Source organism: Vibrio sp. Y51_MX_L26 (assembly GCF_024181935.1).
GTDB classification, from domain to species: Bacteria; Pseudomonadota; Gammaproteobacteria; order Enterobacterales; family Vibrionaceae; genus Vibrio; species Vibrio diabolicus.
Map to the genome: position 1 here is coordinate 593,101 of NZ_JAMZAS010000001.1, position 19,555 is coordinate 612,655.

At 45.3% G+C, this 19,555-nt stretch carries 16 protein-coding genes and 1 pseudogene; 6 read left to right on the top strand and 11 right to left on the bottom strand.

All coding sequences use genetic code 11. From position 1 onward, the window contains the following. Positions 1-58: 58 nt before the first annotated feature. Positions 59-787, bottom strand: a complete 729-nt coding sequence (gene vdeR, locus NL645_RS02510) for an efflux transporter transcriptional repressor VdeR (RefSeq protein WP_006742273.1) — start codon at positions 785-787, stop codon at positions 59-61. A gap of 161 nt (positions 788-948) precedes the next feature. On the opposite strand from vdeR, the gene NL645_RS02515 reads away from it, so the two are divergent. From NL645_RS02515 to NL645_RS02530, 4 genes are all read left to right on the top strand, one after another. Beyond that, positions 949-2,022: an efflux RND transporter periplasmic adaptor subunit gene (locus NL645_RS02515; protein ID WP_074190630.1), complete on the top strand. Its 1,074-nt coding sequence runs from the start codon at positions 949-951 to the stop codon at positions 2,020-2,022. Continuing rightward, entirely contained in the window at positions 2,022-3,083 is a 1,062-nt protein-coding gene (locus NL645_RS02520; protein ID WP_048625001.1) for an efflux RND transporter periplasmic adaptor subunit, read from the top strand. Before NL645_RS02515 ends, NL645_RS02520 begins: the two co-directional genes overlap by 1 nt. After that, entirely contained in the window at positions 3,083-6,142 is a 3,060-nt protein-coding gene (locus NL645_RS02525) for an efflux RND transporter permease subunit (RefSeq protein ID WP_253651131.1), read from the top strand. Before NL645_RS02520 ends, NL645_RS02525 begins: the two co-directional genes overlap by 1 nt. A 175-nt stretch (positions 6,143-6,317) precedes the next feature. Then, positions 6,318-7,031: a hypothetical protein gene (locus NL645_RS02530; RefSeq protein WP_253651419.1), complete on the top strand. Its 714-nt coding sequence runs from the start codon at positions 6,318-6,320 to the stop codon at positions 7,029-7,031. Between the two features lie 82 nt (positions 7,032-7,113). Here NL645_RS02530 and fruA read toward each other — a convergent pair whose 3' ends face one another. From fruA to fruB, 3 genes are read right to left on the bottom strand one after another with little or no spacing between them, the layout of a single operon-like run. Continuing rightward, the gene (gene fruA, locus NL645_RS02535; RefSeq protein ID WP_253651132.1) at positions 7,114-8,853 is read right to left on the bottom strand and encodes a PTS fructose transporter subunit IIBC; all 1,740 of its coding nucleotides are present in this window, start codon (positions 8,851-8,853) and stop codon (positions 7,114-7,116) included. Between the two features lie 18 nt (positions 8,854-8,871). Beyond that, entirely contained in the window at positions 8,872-9,843 is a 972-nt protein-coding gene (pfkB, locus tag NL645_RS02540) for a 1-phosphofructokinase (RefSeq protein WP_253644475.1), read from the bottom strand. Positions 9,844-9,852: 9 nt separating this feature from the next. Next, positions 9,853-10,986, bottom strand: coding sequence for a fused PTS fructose transporter subunit IIA/HPr protein (fruB, locus tag NL645_RS02545; protein ID WP_253644476.1), 1,134 nt, complete (start codon positions 10,984-10,986; stop codon positions 9,853-9,855). Positions 10,987-11,360: 374 nt separating this feature from the next. Here fruB and cra point away from each other — a divergent pair, with 374 nt between their 5' ends. After that, positions 11,361-12,341: a catabolite repressor/activator gene (cra, locus tag NL645_RS02550; protein ID WP_006742265.1), complete on the top strand. Its 981-nt coding sequence runs from the start codon at positions 11,361-11,363 to the stop codon at positions 12,339-12,341. Between the two features lie 17 nt (positions 12,342-12,358). Here cra and NL645_RS02555 read toward each other — a convergent pair whose 3' ends face one another. Next, positions 12,359-13,312, bottom strand: a complete 954-nt coding sequence (locus NL645_RS02555; protein WP_253651133.1) for an endonuclease/exonuclease/phosphatase family protein — start codon at positions 13,310-13,312, stop codon at positions 12,359-12,361. 226 nt (positions 13,313-13,538) lie between these two features. Between NL645_RS02555 and NL645_RS02560 the strand changes: the two genes are divergently transcribed. After that, positions 13,539-14,072: an RNA-binding S4 domain-containing protein gene (locus NL645_RS02560; RefSeq protein WP_054867581.1), complete on the top strand. Its 534-nt coding sequence runs from the start codon at positions 13,539-13,541 to the stop codon at positions 14,070-14,072. A gap of 104 nt (positions 14,073-14,176) precedes the next feature. Here the strand turns inward: NL645_RS02560 and NL645_RS02565 are convergent, their stop codons facing one another. From NL645_RS02565 to NL645_RS02590, 6 genes and pseudogenes are all read right to left on the bottom strand, one after another. Further along, a complete protein-coding gene (locus NL645_RS02565; RefSeq protein WP_046876068.1) occupies positions 14,177-14,995 on the bottom strand; it encodes an EAL domain-containing protein in 819 nt (272 codons plus the stop codon). A 92-nt stretch (positions 14,996-15,087) separates the two neighbouring features. Further along, the gene (locus tag NL645_RS02570) at positions 15,088-16,008 is read right to left on the bottom strand and encodes an amino acid ABC transporter permease (protein WP_253651134.1); all 921 of its coding nucleotides are present in this window, start codon (positions 16,006-16,008) and stop codon (positions 15,088-15,090) included. Between the two features lie 81 nt (positions 16,009-16,089). Next, on the bottom strand, positions 16,090-16,908 hold the full coding sequence (locus tag NL645_RS02575; RefSeq protein ID WP_182018566.1) for a transporter substrate-binding domain-containing protein: 819 nt from the start codon (positions 16,906-16,908) through the stop codon (positions 16,090-16,092). Between the two features lie 9 nt (positions 16,909-16,917). Continuing rightward, complete coding sequence (locus tag NL645_RS02580; protein ID WP_182033746.1) at positions 16,918-17,715, bottom strand: amino acid ABC transporter permease; 798 nt, start codon at positions 17,713-17,715, stop codon at positions 16,918-16,920. Continuing rightward, positions 17,715-18,449, bottom strand: a complete 735-nt coding sequence (locus NL645_RS02585; protein WP_253651135.1) for an amino acid ABC transporter ATP-binding protein — start codon at positions 18,447-18,449, stop codon at positions 17,715-17,717. The genes NL645_RS02580 and NL645_RS02585 overlap by 1 nt, the downstream gene beginning before the upstream one ends. Before the next feature lie 170 nt (positions 18,450-18,619). Further along, positions 18,620-19,268, bottom strand: a pseudogene (locus NL645_RS02590) (lysoplasmalogenase). Between the last annotated feature and the right edge of the window lie 287 nt (positions 19,269-19,555).

A 19,555-nucleotide genomic window follows, 5' to 3' on the forward strand; every position in this document is an offset into this window, starting at 1 on the left:
ATTTTTATGTATATCGGTTTTATTTATACGCTTGGAAGTTATCGTAGTTTCTGCAGCCTTATCCGACCGCTTTGTCGATTGTACAACACATGTCGATAACGATATCTTCAAGTTTTTCCGGATGAATCATGTCTTCTTTTGCAATCCCAAACTGAGACGCCATGATCGTATTGAACAGCTCCCAATGTTTGATCAGCATTTTTTCGCGATTATCAGCGATGTCAGGCCATGTCTCTTGCATCATCGGAGTAAGACTGATTGCACCATGTGCAAAAATCAACATCTGCCACTTTGATTCCCACTGATCAAATTGGGCGTTAGGGTTTTCACTGTTGTACTGCTCAAAAATTCCGGTAAATATCGCAGCAAACTCATCTTTTGACTTTAAGAAATACTGCAGCAGGGCACCATCATCGCCTTGGCGAATAGCATCAGCGATCATCTGTACTGGGTGAGGATTAACGAGCGCAAATGCCAGCATGCGAACCATGAACAGATAAATTTTTCTATTCGAAGGTGTGTTCTCAGGCATCTCATTGATTAATTCAGCCATATAGCACTGCATGAATTCATCCATCGCGTCGCTAACCGCTTGCCAAATCTTCTCTTTGCTGCCGAAGTGGTGACGGATCAAACTATGTGAAACACCAGCCTTTTCACTGATATTGCGCAGTGAGACACGCTCGTAACCAAGTTCACAAAACATATCTGCTGCCACCTTAAGGATCAGACACTTAGTTTGTTCTGCGGCTTCAGCACTTCTACGCCCCTGCTTTCTTTCATTCATAGTTCGAATTTTCCCGAATATTAATCAACGCGCTTACTTTTACCAGAAACCGGACGCTTTGACTAATTAATTTGCTTTCCACCTGGAAAATATGTTGATCAATTTCAAATTCTGCATATACTGCACGACTGTGTAATATATAAAACCTACGGAGAAAGCGGGTGCGAAAACAATATTTAAAGCGCACTTTAGTTGGTGCTGTGGTGACATTAAGTCTCTCTGGCATGCTAACTGGGTGTAACAAAGCCATTTCCGAGCCGTCTGAACCTTTAATCAAACCTGTAAAATTACTGGCGGTGAAAGATCTAGAAGTTGAAGACTCGCATGCCTTTTTAGCGCGTATTGATGCGACACATCGCGCACAGCTTTCTTTTCAGGTTGGTGGTGAGGTCGATGAATTACTTGTTCGCATGGGCCAAGAGGTAAAAAAAGGTGAAGTGCTTGCAACGTTAGACCCTAAAGATCTTCAGCTTGCGTTAGACGCCTCTCAAGCTCAGTTCGCGTTAGCAAAAACGCAATGGGAGCGCGCGAAAAACCTTTATGGAAAAAAGCTGATTAGTACAGATGAGTACGACCAGAAAGAAACTCAATATAAAGCGGCATTGGCAAACTACGAACAAGCCAAAACAGATTTGAGTTATACCAAGATTCACGCACCTTTTGATGGCATCGTGTCATACACCTATGTCAACCCGTTTCAAGTGGTCGCAGAGAAGCAAGAGATCCTGAATCTTATCGATAACACGACCTTAGATGTGTCGTTCACACTGCCAGTCAGTTATGCGGAATCCGTATCACTTGAGTCACTGCAAAACTCCGATATGTGGGTGACGATGGATAGCGAGCCAGGAAAACGTATCCCTGGAAAATTTAAAGAAATTTCGACTCAGCCAAATGTCGATACCAACAGTTATGAGGCGATCGTAACCATCACTCGACCAGAAGATCGCAATTTGCTAACAGGTATGACAGGGCAGGTGCACATAGCTAAACAACATCTATCGGACGCGATGACGTTGCCTCAATCTGCTTGGGTAAACAAAAAAGAGACGCAAGGCGAAGTGTGGGTAATGGACAGAAACACACAGCAAGTTAATAAAGTCACAGTGTCTCTTGATGCCTCTGGAGGTGTGAAAGCAGGGCTTGATAACAATGATTACGTTGTTGTTGCTGGCGTTGAGCGACTGGTCGAAGGACAAGTCGTGAAAGCTTGGGTTCGTGAGGGAGGCATTTAATGAAACGATCTCTATTTACGATCTCTGCAATTGCGCTTGCAGTTTTAACGGGTTGCAAAAATGAAAACCAAGCTGTCGTCGAGCAGCCGCTTTTTGTGTCGACTATCTCTGTGGATGCGCCGGTACAAAGCCAATATCGAGCTTTTAAAGGAATAGTTGTACCAGCAGAGCAAACACCTATGGCATTCCGCCGCGCGGGAGAAATTCAACACGTGTTGGTGAAAGCGGGCGACGTTGTTAAGCAAGGCCAAATGATCGCAAAGTTGGATGACAGTAAAGAAAAGCAAGCCGTAAATGACGCAGAAGCGCAATATACACTGGCGATTCGTCAGCTCAAACGCGGCGAAGACCTACACGCACGTCAGATGATCTCAAAGGCCGAGCTTGATGAGCTAACGGCTAATAAAGAGTTGGCAGAGGCTAATTTCTATAACGCCACCAATCAATTGAACTACACCCGTTTATTTGCCCCGTTCGCCGGTAAAGTGTCTGACGTTTTTAAAGAGCGTTTTGAACGTGTGGCAGTTGGGGAGCCGGTGTTGAACCTATATCAAAACGATTTGGTGTACGTGCGTATTGAGCTTTCCGACAATGTTCTCGCTATGGTGGACCCAAATTCAGACAACATGAGTTACAAGCCTAGAGCAACCTTCTCCGGCATTAGTGACACATTTGCTTTGGACTATTTAGAGCACACAAGTGAGCCTAACTCCGAAACTCAAACTTACGAAATGTATTTGACGATGCCACAGCCAAAAGCAGAGATTCTACCGGGAACCAGCGTCAGTGTTCTGGTCGATATGGTTAAGGCGGGGATTACCTCCATCGATGGTTACAGTATTCCAGTAACGGCGCTTCAAGCGGGCAGTGAAGAGAATGAGTTCTTTGTATGGAAAAAAGAGGGTGACGTTGTCACTCGGGTGCCAGTGATGATTTCCCAAGTGAATGGCAACGGAGCCATTGTGTCGTCAGGAGTTAAGCAAGGCGACGTTCTGATTAATTCAAACCTACGTAAATTACGTGAAGGTAAACATGTGGATGTTGTGGAGAATAAACAATAATGAACATTGCTGAGTACTCAATAAAAAATAAAGTCATCAGCTGGTTGTTCATTATTATCCTTGCTGTTGGTGGTCTAACGTCGTTTTTGGAGCTTGGACGACTAGAAGACCCGGCATTTACGATTAAAGATGCCATGATCATTTCAACATACCCTGGCGCGACGTCGAAAGAGGTTGAAGAAGAGCTGACGTATCCTTTAGAAAAAGAGATTCGAAAACTCCCTTACATAGACAAAATTACCTCTACGTCTTCTGATGGTATGTCTCAAATCACGGTCAGTATGGAAATGGACTATGGTCCTGATGAACTGCCGCAAATTTGGGATGAAATGCGCCGTAAAATTAATGACTTGCGACCAACTTTGCCTCAGGGCGTACAATCTTTGCAGATCATTGATGATTTCGGTGACGTTTATGGCGTAATGCTGATGCTCACTGGTGACGATTACGATTATGTCGAGCTAAAACGCTATGCTGATTACCTGACTCGTGAAATCGAGCTGGTTGATGGCGTAGGAAAGGTGGATATCACGGGCGATCAACAAGAAATGCTGTTTGTTGAGATCTCTCTTGACCGCCTTGCGGCATTGAACTTAGACATGAACGTGGTTGCGAGCTTGTTGAACCAACAAAATAATGTGGTTTCAGCAGGGGAAGTGATGGTCAATGGCGAAAGCCTTGTCATTCGTCCAAGTGGTACCTTAAACACCGTAGAAGCGCTAGAAAACTTGATCATTCATGGTCGTGACACTGGGAACCTAATTCGTCTAAAAGATGTAGCAACGATTTCTCGTGGTATCCAAGAGAAGCCAAGCAACGTCGTACTCTTTAACGGTCAAAAAGCAATTAATATCGGTATCTCGTTTGCGTCAGGTGTGAACGTGGTTGAGGTTGGCGAACGTTTGGATGCGGAGCTTGCGAGCCTTGAGTCTATCAAGCCTGCTGGCATCGATATGAACTACTTTTACAACCAAGCCAATGAAGTGGATGAGTCCGTTAAAGCGTTTGTGATTAGCCTAGCAGAGGCTGTGGCGATCGTTATCATCGTTCTGCTGTTTACGATGGGATTACGCAGTGGTGTCATCATTGGCGTCGTGCTGTTATTGACGGTGTTCGGTACCTTCATCTTGATGAACTACAACAATATCGAGCTGCACCGTATTTCTCTTGGCGCGTTAATTATTGCTCTGGGTATGCTGGTTGATAACGCGATTGTGGTCGTGGAAGGCATCTTGGTTGGCCTAAAAAAAGGGCGCACTAAAGTTCAAGCGGCCGTCGATATTGTAAAGCAAACACAGTGGCCTTTGCTTGGCGCAACCATCATTGCGATTACGGCTTTTGCACCTATCGGTTTGTCGCAAGATGCAACGGGTGAGTTCATGGGCTCTCTATTCTGGGTGCTGTGTTTCTCACTATTTTTGAGCTGGATTACCGCTATTACGCTGACGCCATTCCTCGCAGATCTATTGTTGAAAGAAGAGGGCAAGGGCCAAGATACCAACGAAGAAGATCCCTATAAAGGTTGGCTGTTTGTTGTATTTGGCGCATCGCTGAAATTCGCACTGCGATTCCGTTGGCTCACGGTTGCTGGCATGGTCGCGCTATTAGTGGGTGCTGTCGTGGCATTTGGTAATGTAAAACAGCAGTTCTTCCCACCATCGAACACGCCGATGTTTTACGTTGATATGTGGATGCCAGAAGGTACGGACATCCGCGAAACGATCAAAAAAGCCGAAGAAGTGGAAAGCTACATTCGTCAGCAAGACGATATTGACTTTGTTTCTGCTTCAATTGGGCAGGGTTTGCAGCGTTTCGCTCTGACTTACCAGCCAGAGAAAAGCTACGAAGCGTACGCCCAGTTCCAAGTTCGCGCCACTGATCGTGAGAGCATGTTCGGTTTGTTGCACAAGTTAGACGCTAACCTTGCGAAGACGTTTGATGCACCGACATTTCAATTTAAATTGATGGAATTTGGCCCTTCACCAGCGTCTAAGATCGAAGCGCGTATTACTGGTCCTGACCCACAAGTTTTGCGTGATTTAGCGGTGCAAGTTGAAGACATCCTTCATACCGACCCTGGTGCCCGAAACATTCGTCACGATTGGCGAGAGCGTACTAAGGAGCTTGTGCCTGTTTTCAATGAGTCTAAAGCTCGTCGCTTGGGCATTTCGAAAGAAGATCTCTCAAGCACACTGCAAATGGCGTTTGGTGGTAGCACGTTGGGTTACTTACGTGATGGTACACACACGTTGCCAATTATGACGCGCCTTCCTGAAGAAGAACGCGTGGACTTTGAATCACTACAAAACGTGACCATTTGGAGCCCATCACTGCAAACGTATATTCCGGTCGACCAAGTGATTGATGGCGTTAAATTGGATTGGAGCGAGCCGCTAATTCAGCGTCGTGACCGCAAGCGCACGTTAACTGTGCTCGCTGACCACGATGTGTTGAGCGACGACACGGCGGCAAGCTTGTTTGCGCGTGTGCAGCCTAAAGTGATGGCACTGCATATTCCAGAAGGTTACGAAATCACATGGGGTGGTGAGTATGAATCATCGAAAGATGCGCAAGAAGGTCTGTTTGGTTCGTTGCCGATGGGTTACTTGTTGATGTTCATCATTACTATTTTGCTGTTTAACTCAATTAAAAAGCCGTTGGTCATTTGGTTCACCGTGCCGTTGGCGATCATTGGTGTTGCCTTTGGTTTGCTTACCACTAATATGCCGTTCAGCTTTACAGCGTTCCTTGGTTTGCTGAGCCTAAGTGGCATGATTTTGAAAAACGGTATTGTGTTGCTTGATCAAATTAACCTTGAGTTGGAATCAGGGAAAGAGCCTTACCTCGCGATTGTCGATAGTGCGATCAGTCGTGTTCGTCCGGTAAGTATGGCTGCTCTGACGACCATCTTGGGGATGATTCCACTCGTCTTCGATGCCTTCTTTGGATCGATGGCAATAACGATTATGGCAGGTCTTGGTTTTGCTACAGTGCTGACACTGATTGTAGTGCCAGTAATGTTTGCGATTCTGTTTAGGGTAAAACCGACCACTGCATAGGGACTCCTGGCTATTTGCCAGCTTCCTGCCTAGCCCTGAAGGTCTTCTTCAGGGCTTTTTTGATCTTACCAATGTACACCAATCCATTCATTTACTTGATTCTAATGATTTTCTTACGAATGCAATGCAAATCATGCGTATACTGATGGAACGATACATCAAAGAGCGAGATAACATGAACAAGCGCGTATTACACGGACTCTTCTTCGTCGGTTCTTTCACCTTGGTCGGCTGTACTACGATAGAGAGTATGACTACAGAAGAGGCTAAGCAAGCCGTTCCTAAAATCAACAGCGTTAGCACTGAAGTCATCTCCAACTGGATTAATAACAAGGTTTTAGCGCCTGAAGGGCTTTCACTCGAACAAGACAATCTACGTTATATATCGGGTAGCGCCGACTTAAACAGCGATGGCAATGCAGAACACATTGTATTGCTACAAGACCGTTATTTCTGTGGCAGCGGTGGTTGTGCAGCTTATATGTTTGATAATGAGGGGAACGTTATCAATCGAATGTCTGTCACTCGCACGCCTATTGTACTAGCCGACAGTTACAGCAATGGCTGGCAAGATTTCATCGTTTGGAGTAATGGCTCATATCGACTCATGAGTTACAACGGTGAATCTTACCCGAGTAACCCTTCTTTGGAGCCAAAGGTGGATCGTGACTCAAACCAGCAGGCGGCAATTGCGAATGTAATGGCGACAGAGCTTTATCAGCAAGATGGCTATGACATTATGCCCGCTGATTCGAAAACTTTGTGGACGCCGGCCAATGTATACCACTTCACCTTTAAACATTACGGTGATCCGCATAGTACTTATAAAGCGACGGTGGATATGAACAGTGGGGAAGTAGACATTGTTGCCGTTCCGGCTGCGGAATAAAAAACACCTCCCTTAACCGGAATTAAAGGGAGGTGCTGAATGCCAAATTCGAGGGTGGCATTGTTAAGCGGAGTAATTCTGTTTATGCCGCGACTTCTTGTTTGGCTTCTGCTTTGCTTTTTAAGAAAGCGTAAGTAAAGCCAGTTACTGCTGTACCAGCTGCGATGGCCACTAAGTACATTAACACTGGTGAAATGGCGTTAGGGATTAACAGTACGAACAGACCGCCGTGTGGTGCCATTAATTTTGCACCGAACAGCATGGATAGGGCACCAGTAAGCGCGCCACCTGCCATACAAGATGGAATCACACGCATTGGATCTTTGGCGGCAAATGGAATTGCGCCTTCAGAGATGAAACACAGGCCCAATACAAATGATGCTTTACCAGCCTCACGTTCATTTTGTTCAAATTTGTTCTTCGCAATGAAGGTCGCTAAACCCATACCTAGCGCAGGAACCATACCAGCAGCCATGATTGCTGCCATTGGCGCGTAAGTTTGCGAAGCCAATAGACCGACGCCAAATGCGTAAGCGGCTTTGTTGACCGGGCCACCTAGGTCGAAACACATCATCGCACCAAGGATAATACCTAGCAGAACTGCACTGTCAGATCCCATGTTGTTTAGGAAATCAGTCAGGCCGTTCATGATGCCTGAAACTGGGCCACCTACGATGTAGATCATCACAAGGCCTGTGAACAGTGTTGCCACAAATGGAATGATCAGAATTGGTTTAAGCGCTTCCATCGATTGTGGGAGTTTTACTTTGTCCGCAAGGAGCTTCGCTGCGTAACCGGCAATGAAGCCAGCTGCGATACCTCCTAGGAAACCAGCACCCGTTGAACTTGCTAGCATACCGCCAACAAGACCAGGAGCCAGACCCGGACGGTCAGCAATTGAGAACGCGATGTAACCCGCAAGCACAGGAATCATCAATGCGAATGCAGAGCCACCACCAATGTTCATCAATGCTGCAGCTAGCGTGCCTTCTTCTTTAAATGCTTCAATGCCAAACACGAACGATAGGGCGATGATCAAACCACCAGCGACAACCACAGGCAGCATGTGCGATACCCCTGTCATCAAGTGTTTGTAAGCGCCTTTCTTCTCGTCTGTTGCCGAAGCAGAATTTGCAGAACCTGAATGTTGGTAAATCGTGGCTTGCTCGAATGCTTTGTCCATCTCTTCGGCTGTTTTCTTCAGAGCTGGGCCTGTTTTCGTGCGGTACATATTTTTGCCGTTGAAGCGATCAAGTGGCACTTCGATATCGGCAGCAATGATCACTAGATCAGCGTCTGCGATGTCTTGATCTGTCAGTTGGTTTTTCGCACCAACTGAACCACGAGTTTCCACCTTGATTTGATGGCCACGGCGTTTGCCTTCTTCTTCTAGCGCTTCTGCTGCCATAAAGGTATGCGCAACGCCAGTAGGACAAGCGGTGATTGCGACAATTTTCTTCGCTGCTGATGTTGCTTCAGGAGTGATAGGGGCTGCAAGTGTGGTTGCTTTTTCAAGTAAAGTGGCGTTTTCAACCGCTTGCTGGAGAAACGTAGTTGCGTCTTTTGCTACTGCGCTGATTTCCGCTTGGTAAACCTTTTTCCCTACGAAACGAGAAGTATCCACGCTAGTATTTGCCGCAATGATAATGACTTCTGCTTGTTCAACGTCAGCTTCCGTCAGCAGTGTAGGTTCAACCACACTTGATTGACATTCGATTTTTGCATTCCAGGTTAATTTTGCGGCTGCTTGTTCTAGTAACCCTGCCGCAAGGATGCTATTTGCAACACCGCTCGGACAGGCAGTAATAATGGCAATATTCATACGATAACCTTCTGTTCCTTAGTTTTGTTCTAAGTTTGTAATAGGGTAAAGCTCGCTAACTTCAGTTTGCTGCTTGATGTTCTCCAGTTCTTCCTGACTGGTTAGCCCTACGCCGACTTGACTAACTGCCAAGGCAGAAAGTGCTGTAGCGAAGCGCAATAAATCGTTTTTCGGCATCAGTTGCATGTGACCCCAACACAAGCCAGCAACTAGCGTATCGCCAGCGCCAACGGTGCTTACCACATTCATTCGAGGGGGTTGTGCACGAAGCCATTCGCCTTGGTTTAGCCACATCACACCGTCAGCGCCCATGGAAACCACGATGTTCTCGATGCCTTTGTCACTGAGTGTTTGCGCGGCGGCTTGGCATTGTTCTGGTGTTTCTAGGTGTTCGCCGACAAAATCACCAAGTTCTTCATCGTTAGGCTTAATCAACCATGGGTGAGCCTCAATACCTGATTTCAATGCGGCTTTACTGCTGTCGAACAACACCTTTTTGCCTTGTTGATGCAGTGCTTTTATCCACGCAGCACATTGTTCGGCGGTTACGCCACCAGGTAAGCTACCCGCAAGCACAAAGTAATCGTGAGTCTCTGCGAGACGGAATAGCGTCTCCTCAAAGCGAGCAATTTCGTCAGCCGTTACTTGAACACCAGGGAAGTTAATGTCACTAACGTTGCCACTAGCCTCCACGAGCTTGACGTTGATACGAGTGGCACCTTGTACTTCTATAAACTCATTCTTAACGCCGATGTCATTGAAAAGCTGATGGAATAGCTCAGGGTTATCTTTACCAAGAAAGCCGGTAACCGTGACATCTGCGCCTAAATCGCTCAACACTTTTGCTACGTTGACACCTTTACCTGCAGCATGGAGATTGCTTTGCTGCACTAGGCTCACGGAACCAACGTTTAGCTCATTTACTGAACCTGTTAAATCCAATGCCGGGTTGAGCGTAATAGTGACAACTTTACTTGTTTTGTTCGTCATATCGGCTCCTTAACCTTCACCAAGGCCAGAAGCGATAGCATTCCCGATAGACTCCAAGGCTTTTGGTGCATCAGGGCCTTCCGCAGTGAATTGAAGTTGATGGCCGTGCTTAACCCCAAGCGCAATGACTTTCATTAGGCTCTTCGCGTTTACTGTTTTGCCATCACCGTCTAGGTTGGCAACGCGAATGGTGGATTCAAATTTTTTCGCTTCCGCCACTAACATTGCACCCGGACGAGCATGTAAACCATGAGAGTTTTTGATTTTAAATACAGCGGTATTGCCTTCTTCTGAAGATGCGGCTGTGGCTTCTTCACTTTTAAACAAAGCAAGAATCTGTTCTACTGATGCATCTAAAAGCTTGCCGTGCTCATTGTTAAACACAATATTAGAAAGCGTTTTTAGGATAGGCTGGTGAGCATTGTTACATGCCGCAAACGCGACAAGTGCACGCACTTTTTGACCTTCATATTCGCAGTCGTTTGCCGTCGAGACAAATGACACGCCTGTGCGAGTTACATGTTTGTCACTGCCAATTAACCAAAGGCCATTACCTAAGTGAGTTGGTGTTTTGGTAACGAGATCTGCGACGAACTCGTTATCAGCACAGCCCGTGTTTTTCAAAAGACCACCAGCAACAGCACTCATTTGTAGCATATCGCTCGCAGGGAACATAAGTTGAATTAAAGAAGCGTCAAAGTCTGCTTCAAGCTGAACATCACCGTGGAGCAGGGCAATAATCTCGTCTTCATTTTTTGCATTACGTAGGCGTTCTTCTACGCCGTCAGCGCCTAGCACTTTCGTTAGCTGTTTAAGAATGCCAAGGTGCTCATCAGATTTAGCTGCAATGCCGATAGCGACGAATACCGTGTTACCATCGCCCCAGTCGACACCTTGTGGAAAGTGGTGCACAGCAACACCCGTTGTTTTCACCATTGAGCGAGTGTCAGTCGTGCCGTGCGGGATGGCAATACCGTTCCCCAAAAACGTTGAGTTTTGGTTTTCACGGTTTAGCATGCCTTCCACATAACCTTGTTCAACAAGGCCTTTATCAGTCAGGCTATGAGCAATACTCTTTATTGCTTCAAACTTATCTGTCGCTGATTGCGAGAGGGTAATGTCGTTCTTATTTAGCTTAAGCATGGTGCTTCTCCAGCCTTAAGGTATCAATTTAAAAATGTATTCTGTGTGAGAAGTTGAACGCTGCTTCTGCTGAGCGCTTATCACTCCTCAAACCATTCTATCTTTCAAGCTAAATCGATTCAGCTTATTGGTAAATTTTTTAAAAGACTCAGAAAAACTATTTTAAAAACTGACGTTAACAAATGAGTCTTTGGCGCTGTCCTATAGCCTAGCCTACAAATTGGTTTGTTGTGTATTCAGGTGATTTACGTCAATTTTTAAGTTTTGCTGAATCCTTTCAGCTTTTATACTGAATCGGTTCAGCTTATAATTCAACTTATCGAAAGATCGCTGATGTATTAATATGATCGCGCGCACAGAATAAGGTTTAGAATATGACACTGGATGAAATAGCCAAATTAGCAGGCGTTTCTAAGACAACTGCAAGCTATGTGATTAACGGAAAAGCGCAGAAATACCGCATCAGCGAGAAGACTCAGAAGAAAGTGATGGCCGTTGTAGAAGAATACAATTATAAGCCAGATCATGCGGCGTCTTCTTTGCGAGCAGGTAATTCACGCTCATTTGGGCTTATCATCCCAGACTTAGAAAACACCAGTTATGCGCGTCTTGCAAAACTGATTGAGCAAAACTCGCGTAAAGCAGGGTACCAAATTTTAATTGGCTGCTCTGATGATGATCCTGATACAGAGCAAAAGGTGGCGGAAGCGTTAGTCAGTCGTCGCATTGATGCGTTGTTTGTGGCAAGTGGTATGCCCACTGCAAACGAGTATTATCTTAAGTTGCAAAATTCTGGTACGCCAGTTATCGCGCTAGACCGCCCAATGGATGATGAGCACTTTTGTTGTGTCATCAGCGAAGATTTTGACGCCGCACTTGAACTCACTCAGTCAGTACTGTCCGAGGATATAAAGTCCATTGGCTTAATCGGCGCATTGCAAGATCTTCAAGTTTCAAAAGAGCGTGAGCTCGGTTTTCGATCCGCTTCTCAACAAGGTGGCAAAACGGCAACAGTGGGTTATGGGCAGCACTTCTCCCGAGAAGAAGGCAAGAAAGTCTTAGAGAGATGGCTAGCAGAGAACGAGCTGCCAGATGCCATTGTCACAACGTCATACACACTGTTAGAAGGTGTGTTGGATGTGATGCTCGAAAAGCCAGAACTCATGAGCAAAGTTCGCCTAGCGACGTTTGGTGATAATCGACTGCTGGACTTCTTGCCAGTGAAAATCAACTCTTTACCTCAACAATTTGAGTTGATCGCGGACAGTGCAATGGAGTTAGCGCTCAACGCTTCCGCCAAACGTTACAAGCCTGGCGTAGAACTTATCCCGCGTAAAATCGTTAAACGCCACTAAGTTACTAAATAGGTTACTCAAAGCTTTACTTCAGCCGTCAGCGCCACAAATGCGTGGTCGCTGGCGTTTTTATCTCTGTCATAAATCGGGTTGATCAGATGTTGGTTAGACACCTGATAATCAACAACCTCGGCAACCGATATATCTGATAAGGTGTCAAACTCTTGAGAGAGCAAGATATAGTCGAGCACATTCCCAGTGGAAAAATGATAATGCGTAGCGGGGCGTTCATCCTTCAGAGCGTCACTTTGTAATGACCATCCATCTTTGAGTTGCAATTCAGTGACACTGTCACCAGTATTGGATACCAATGCGCTATTAACACTGGTTGGAGTGATAGGTTGATTCATATCACCCATTAACACCGTTGGCATTGGCTCCTTTCTATACCTTTTTTGCATCGCGTCTCTTAACATCGCTGCTTCCCAACCTCTTTGCTGGGTGGATAACCAGCGCCCAATAATCGTGCTAGACGTTTCTGGTTGTTCTGAGTCGGCTGGGCGTTGAGATTTTAGGTGCGTCACGTAAACGGCGATATGACCGAGTACAGGATGTATGACTTGGGCATAGATAGGTTTGCGACTGAACTCTGGAGCAACACTCACTCCAAAAAGCTCAAGCGTTGCTAAGTCAAACTCTACCGCTTGTACTTTTTCTATTGGAAACCGAGATGCGATTGCCACAACAGGGCTTGAGTAAATGTACTCATCCTCTACATGTGGGGTGTCAACGGTCGCAAAGTAGGGGTAGCCGATGGTTGAAAAGAATGCCTGAGTCTTCTCGATACTGAACACTTCTTGTAAGCCAATCACGTCGCCTTCCAGTTTTTCAACTTGACGTTGCGTCCAAGCAAGTTTGTCTTGCCATTGCTCTAACGAGTAGATGTTTTCGAAATCATAGTAGGCATCAGGAGGTGCGACAAAATTAAACAAGTTAGCCGTGACAAAGGTAATTCTGCTTGGTTGAGACAAAGTATTCGCTCTTTTCAACAATAACTTGAAGAGTATATACCTTCAGACTGCGTAATTGCAGCTTCGTTTGAACCAAGCCTCGACATACAAGCTAACGAGCAGCAAGTTAAATGGGTTAAGAGGTACTCAAATGCCAAGGCTAATCGGTGATTGAGCATCGGCAGAGGTTTCTATTTTTAAGCATTGCGTTTAAACTTCAGGGCATCAAATAGTAAGAGTAAGTAACATGACCCAAGATTACGACCACGAAGAGTATTTAGAAGGCGAAGAGATTGAGATCGAAGCGATTGGCATCGACGTTGATGCGCATCCGATCGAACTGTACAAGCTTTTTAAAATCGCGAACTTGGTCAGCGGTGGCGGCGAAGCAAAGCATATCATCGAAGAAGGTTACGTCGCGGTGAATGGTGAGCTAGAAACACGTAAGCGCCGCAAGATGTATGATGGTGACTTTTTTGAGTTTAACCAGGAATATTATGTTGTGGTTTGCGATGCGCCGGTAACTGAACCTGAAACGGCAGAGCAAAAAGCGGAAAAGAAAGCGAAGAAAGAAGCGCAATCCGCACGTAAAGAGAAATCTCGCCAAAGCAAGCCTGCTAAAGGCTCTGGACCTAAGTCAACAGGCCGAAAAGCAGCGCATAAAGAGCGTAAAGCACAACAAAACGCGCTGTCGCAATCGGCGAAGAAAGGTAAGAAAGCTGAAAAGCCGCAAGCGACTCGTGATCCGAAGAGCGGACGTAACTCTATTGACTTTTTCTAAGCAAATTAATACCTAACTAAGCAGGTCATCGCCAAGCAAAACCCAAAAAGCGCCGAGTATATATCGGCGCTTTTTGGGTTTTACTGTATTGTAAGGGGGCAGTGTCAATGCACTGTCGTCTCAATGTTTAGGCTATCGGTCCAGTGATGAATGGCGCAAGGCTTACCTAAGTAAAAGCCTTGGTAATAATCCAAATCAAGTTGATACATCGCTTGCAGCTGCACGTCTTCTTCTACCCCTTCTATGATCACTTTTGCTCCCATATGAGCCGCGAGCTCAACGGCGCTATGTATGGAAAAGGTTTCTCCGGCGCAGTAATCAAGTAGATAGGAGCGATCGATTTTTATGATGTCAGGGCAGAGCTGCTGAACACGTGCGATATCAGAATGTTGAGCGCCAAAATCATCGATAGCAAAGATAAAGCCATTCGCTCTCATTAACTGCACGGCTTTGATCAGTAAATCAGTATCACCGCATGACTCTTCGACTACTTCAAACACCACGTCTGAAGGGCTCATACCAAGTTCGGAAAGGCGCTTGTAAAGCAGGCCGTTGTCTTTAAAGCCCATGTCTTTGGTTAGGGTGAGTAGGGTTTGAGGCATGACATTGAGAAACAGTTTGATAGGCGTTCCTGCGAAACAGCGTGCAAAATTTCGAATGTGCATTGCTCTGGATAAAAACTCAACACACAATCGAAAGTAGGGATCGAGGCCATTGTTGGCCAGAAATACATCAGGACGAATTAACGAACCATCAATGCCACGAATTCGCAGTAGAGCTTCCATTCCAATAATACGCTGGTGCTTATCAAAAATCGGCTGATAAACACTGTGAAAAGTGAATTGATTGAGAACTACGTAATATTCACCAAGATTATCTTGCTTAATGTATCGCTCGTAGTCCGATTGATTCTTTAACTCCATGAAAAACGCCGAAAATTTAGCATCTTTTCAATGTAACAGGATGCAATTCTGATTTGAAGATTCAAATGTGTCTAATTACATATACGGTTGAGTTAATTTGAAATGGATTCCGATTTTGCTTCAATGTAGCGAAAAGTAAGTGACAACCCGAAACAAATCAAAAAGTAAGCAAGGCCGACAATCAGCCAAATTTCAAAGATATATCCTGATGAGTTTGCCATCTCTGTCCCAACGAAAGTCATTTCTTGTATAGAAATTAGCGAAACGATGGAGGTGTCTTTCACTAGAGAGATGGTTTGACCTGCAAGTGCTGGGGTGATGACTTTGAGCACTTGCGGCGCGATAACGAATCGGTATTTCACCCACCGAGACAAGCCCAATGAATCTGCCGCTTCCCACTGTCCTTGGTCGATACTTTGTAAACCTGCACGCACCACTTCTGCAACGTAGGCAGAAGATAGTAGGCCGACGCATAACACGCCAGAGGCAAGATTTTCCCAAAGGTTATAAGGCCCAAAAAGAAAGCTCTGTAGCGCATTTGGTTCGCTGTTATAGTTTCGTAGAATATCTTCCAAACCGAGTAACGGGATCAACTGGTTAGAAATGAAAAAGTAGAAAATAAAAACAAAAACCAACGGTGGGATGTTTCTTACCAACTGGATAAATGTGTTTGCAGGTGTGCGCAACCAAACGGAGCGAGAGAAGCGCGCTAAGCCTAGCAACGTGCCAAGTACTAACGCGAAGCTGATGCTCCAAATACTGAGCCTTAACGTCGAAATCAAACCTTGGAAGAAGTAGGGCAAACCACCATCGGCTCTGGGCGTAAAAAGTAGTTCAAACGCCTCTTTCCACTGCCACAAATAATGCACACCAACAGTGGAGCGATGGTACAGCCAAACGCCACCAATACCACAGATAATAAGCAGTACCCAATCTAGCGTGTTTAACCGCGATAGAAAGGAACCTGTGTTGGAATTAGTGGGTACTGTGCGAGTGGTGGTTTGTTCGCCCAAAAATTTGACTCCGATAGATGATGAAAAAGTAAAATGGATGATTGGAAAGTATAGGCTCGCGAAGACCACGAGCCATTTAGATTACTGGCCTCGCGCGACTTGATCTTGCCAATCTAATGTCGAGAACCAGTATTCATAACGCTGTTTTAACCATCCATCTTGGGTTCTTTCTTCAATCCATTTATTGAAAAAGGCTTTTTTATCTTCTTCTCCTAGGCGAACCGCAAAGGCTTCGTTACCTTTTGAGAGTCGCTCGGAGAATGGAAGGAATAGTTTGTCGCTGTGTTTCACTGTCTCATGCTCTGGTTTTGGGCTAGAAGCGATGACCGCATGGGCGTTACCATTCAGCACCTCTTGGAACGCTTGAGCGTCATCATCAAATTGCAGAATCTTCGCTTTCGGGAAGGTTTCTCTGGCTACTTGAACGGTGAACGCACCGCGACGAGCCGCTATTTTTACGCGTCGTGAGTCAAAATCGGAGAATTCGCTAAAACCTGAAGCCAGCTCTTTGTTCGCTGCCACTTGAACTCCAGAGTGCGAGTAGGGCTCAGTAAACAACACGCTTTTGGAACGCTCAGGCGTGACCGACATGCCACCGATAATCACGTCGAACTTTTTCGCCAGTAGTGCGGGAATAATGCCATCCCATGCAGTCGGTACAAATTCCACTTTCAAACCTGAATCTTGTGCTAAGCGTTTGGCCACATCGATTTCAAAACCGATTAACTCACCTTGCTTGTTGCGCATTGCCCAAGGTACAAATGTTGACATACCAACGCGCAAAGTGCCTCGTTCTTTGATTTGATCTACATTGGGTGTGGCAACATCTTCTTTCGCGATTGTAGGCATAGCGATGGCTAGCCCTAATAATGCAGTAATGGTCGCTTTGAATAACTTCATGTTATCTCCTTATAATTTGCGCCAACTGGCTCCGAGTTTGTGTTCTAGCCATGCAGACAAGCCAGAAAGTGATAGAGTGAGAGCAAGATAAATTGCTGCCACGGTAAACCAAATTTCAAACGGCATCGCCGTCTCAGAGACGATGTTGCGTGCCTGTGTTGTTAAATCAAAAATCGCCATCACGCTCACAATGGAAGAGTTTTTGATCAAAGAAACCACTTCATTGGTCAATGGCGGTAATGTGCGCTGTAAAACCTGGGGCAAAATTACGTCTTTGTAAGTGTAAAACGGTGATAACCCGAGTGTTTGTGATGCTTCGAATTGCCCTTTAGGAATACTGTTTAAACCTGCGCGGAATATTTCTGCAGTGTAAGCACCTTGAAAAAGGGACAAAGCCAAAACGGCGGTGCTGAATCGGTCCAAACCAATCACGGGGCCAAACACGAAATAGAGCAAATAGATTTGCACCAACAACGGCGTGTTACGTATTACCTCGACATAAGTGGTGCCAATAACATTGCCGACTTTCGAATCGCTAAGCCTTAGTAACGCGGTGACCAACCCCAACACTAAGGTGAAGAATAGACTAATGGCCGAGATGTTAAGCGTGACCAATAGCCCATCGATAAGTTCTGCGGGCCACCATTCTCCATCTTCATAAAAAGCGATGTAATCAGGCACGCGTTCCCATTGCCATTGATAGCCCATAGCATCGGCACCAGAGTCCAACACCCACACAATCGCGATGAAGAGGAGCATCATTTGCAGTAAAGCTTGAAGGACGGGTTTGATTACGCGAACTATCATCAGTAACTTAAAATTTGGTTCAAAAATGCTTGGGTTCGTGGATGCTGTGGCGTCTCAAATAAGGCGATCGGTGAGTTCATTTCCAGGATTTGGCCTTCATCCATAAATACCACGCGGTTCGCTACTTTTTTGGCAAATCCCATTTCGTGCGTGACACAAATCATCGTCATTCCGCTTTGTGCCAGCTCAACCATGGCATCCAACACTTCATTGATCATTTCCGGATCAAGCGCCGAAGTTGGTTCGTCAAACAGGAGCAAGTTCGGTTCCATGCATAAGGAGCGGGCAATCGCGACGCGTTGCTGCTGACCGCCAGAAAGCTGGATAGGGTACTTGCTCGCTTGCTCTTCAATGTTGACTCGCTTTAGGTAATGTCGTGCGCGTTTTTCAGCTTCTTGTTTTGACAATTTGAGTGTGCGAATCGGCGCTAAGGTGAGGTTTTCCAGTACAGTCAAATGAGGAAAAAGGTGGAAGTGCTGGAACACCATGCCGATTTTACCGGGCTTGAGAGATTTTGCGTGAGAAGGCTGGTCGAATACATGAAGCTGGCCTTCTTGAATCGATTCAAGATGGTTGATGCAACGAATGAGCGTTGATTTTCCTGAACCAGAAGGGCCACACACCACGACGATCTCGCCAGAATTTACGGAGAAGTTGATATCTTTTAGAGCGTGGTAATCGCCATACCACTTGTTTACGTTGCTAAATTCAACAACAGGAGTGTTCTCTTTCAAAGGGGCACGCTATAAAGGAAAAATATCCTTCTACAATAGCAAGTTGTGCGCATTATTTCATTAAGAACAAGCTTATATTCAGGTTCTAAGATTAAGAACCTGCTCACTTTAGTGCTTGATAAAGTGATGTTTTAAGAATTAGGCACAAAAGCTATTACTAATAAGTCAGTTCAACTGAGATACGGATAACGAACTACGATGGCAACAACGGACATTACCATCAATGTTTGTGCGGAATAGTAGGTCACCATGACGACTTGTCGCGAAAATACGGATCGTCCCCCGAAAGCGTTCAAAAGCTAAGACGGTACCAGAAACGATGAAGATAAAGCTTCCGAGCACTGCAAACGAGGACGATTGTGTTTTTCCACTCAAATAATACTCGATAGCAGCCCAACACATGGTCATCAATACCAATATGTAACTGGCAACCGGGAGCTTTTCTTGACCAAGGTCCGGTCGAAACAACCAATAGAAACATACACCGAGTCCAAATAAAGCAATAGGGAGCCAAGGCGTAAAATGCCAAGCGGACATGATGGTAAAACCGTAGCTATAGGAAAGATGGGCAGAGCAGAAGAGCACTAATCCGGTAATAAACTTATCTCTAGGGAGCATTAATAGTAGATCACCAAGCAACGAGAGCGATAAGCCAATCAAAATCCAATGCGTATATGGCATATGATAGGCAGGAGACTGGATTAAAATTCCTAACATACAGAGCACTGGTAATGGTTTGGATACGTAGAAGACCCACTTAGGACCTTTACGGATACTGATGATATGTATGAATGCTAATACGACAACAACTAGCCACATAAAATGGATTCTCGAACAGACAAGCTAATGTAGTGGATAACTACAACAAATAAAAGGTCCATTAAATGAGTAAGTTAGACCTTTGAATTCAATTTTATTTTTGTTTGTGTAAAGCTGGACAGTTGTCTCTTTACTGACCTACACGATCAATGAGTTTGTAGGGATTAATCGTTATTTTGAGGAGTTCCCGAATTTGAACGTGATGAAGCTTACAAAATAGCATAAAAAAACGGTATTGTGACCGTTAAGTCACAATACCGTTAAACCCTAGAAAGGGCAGTGAACTG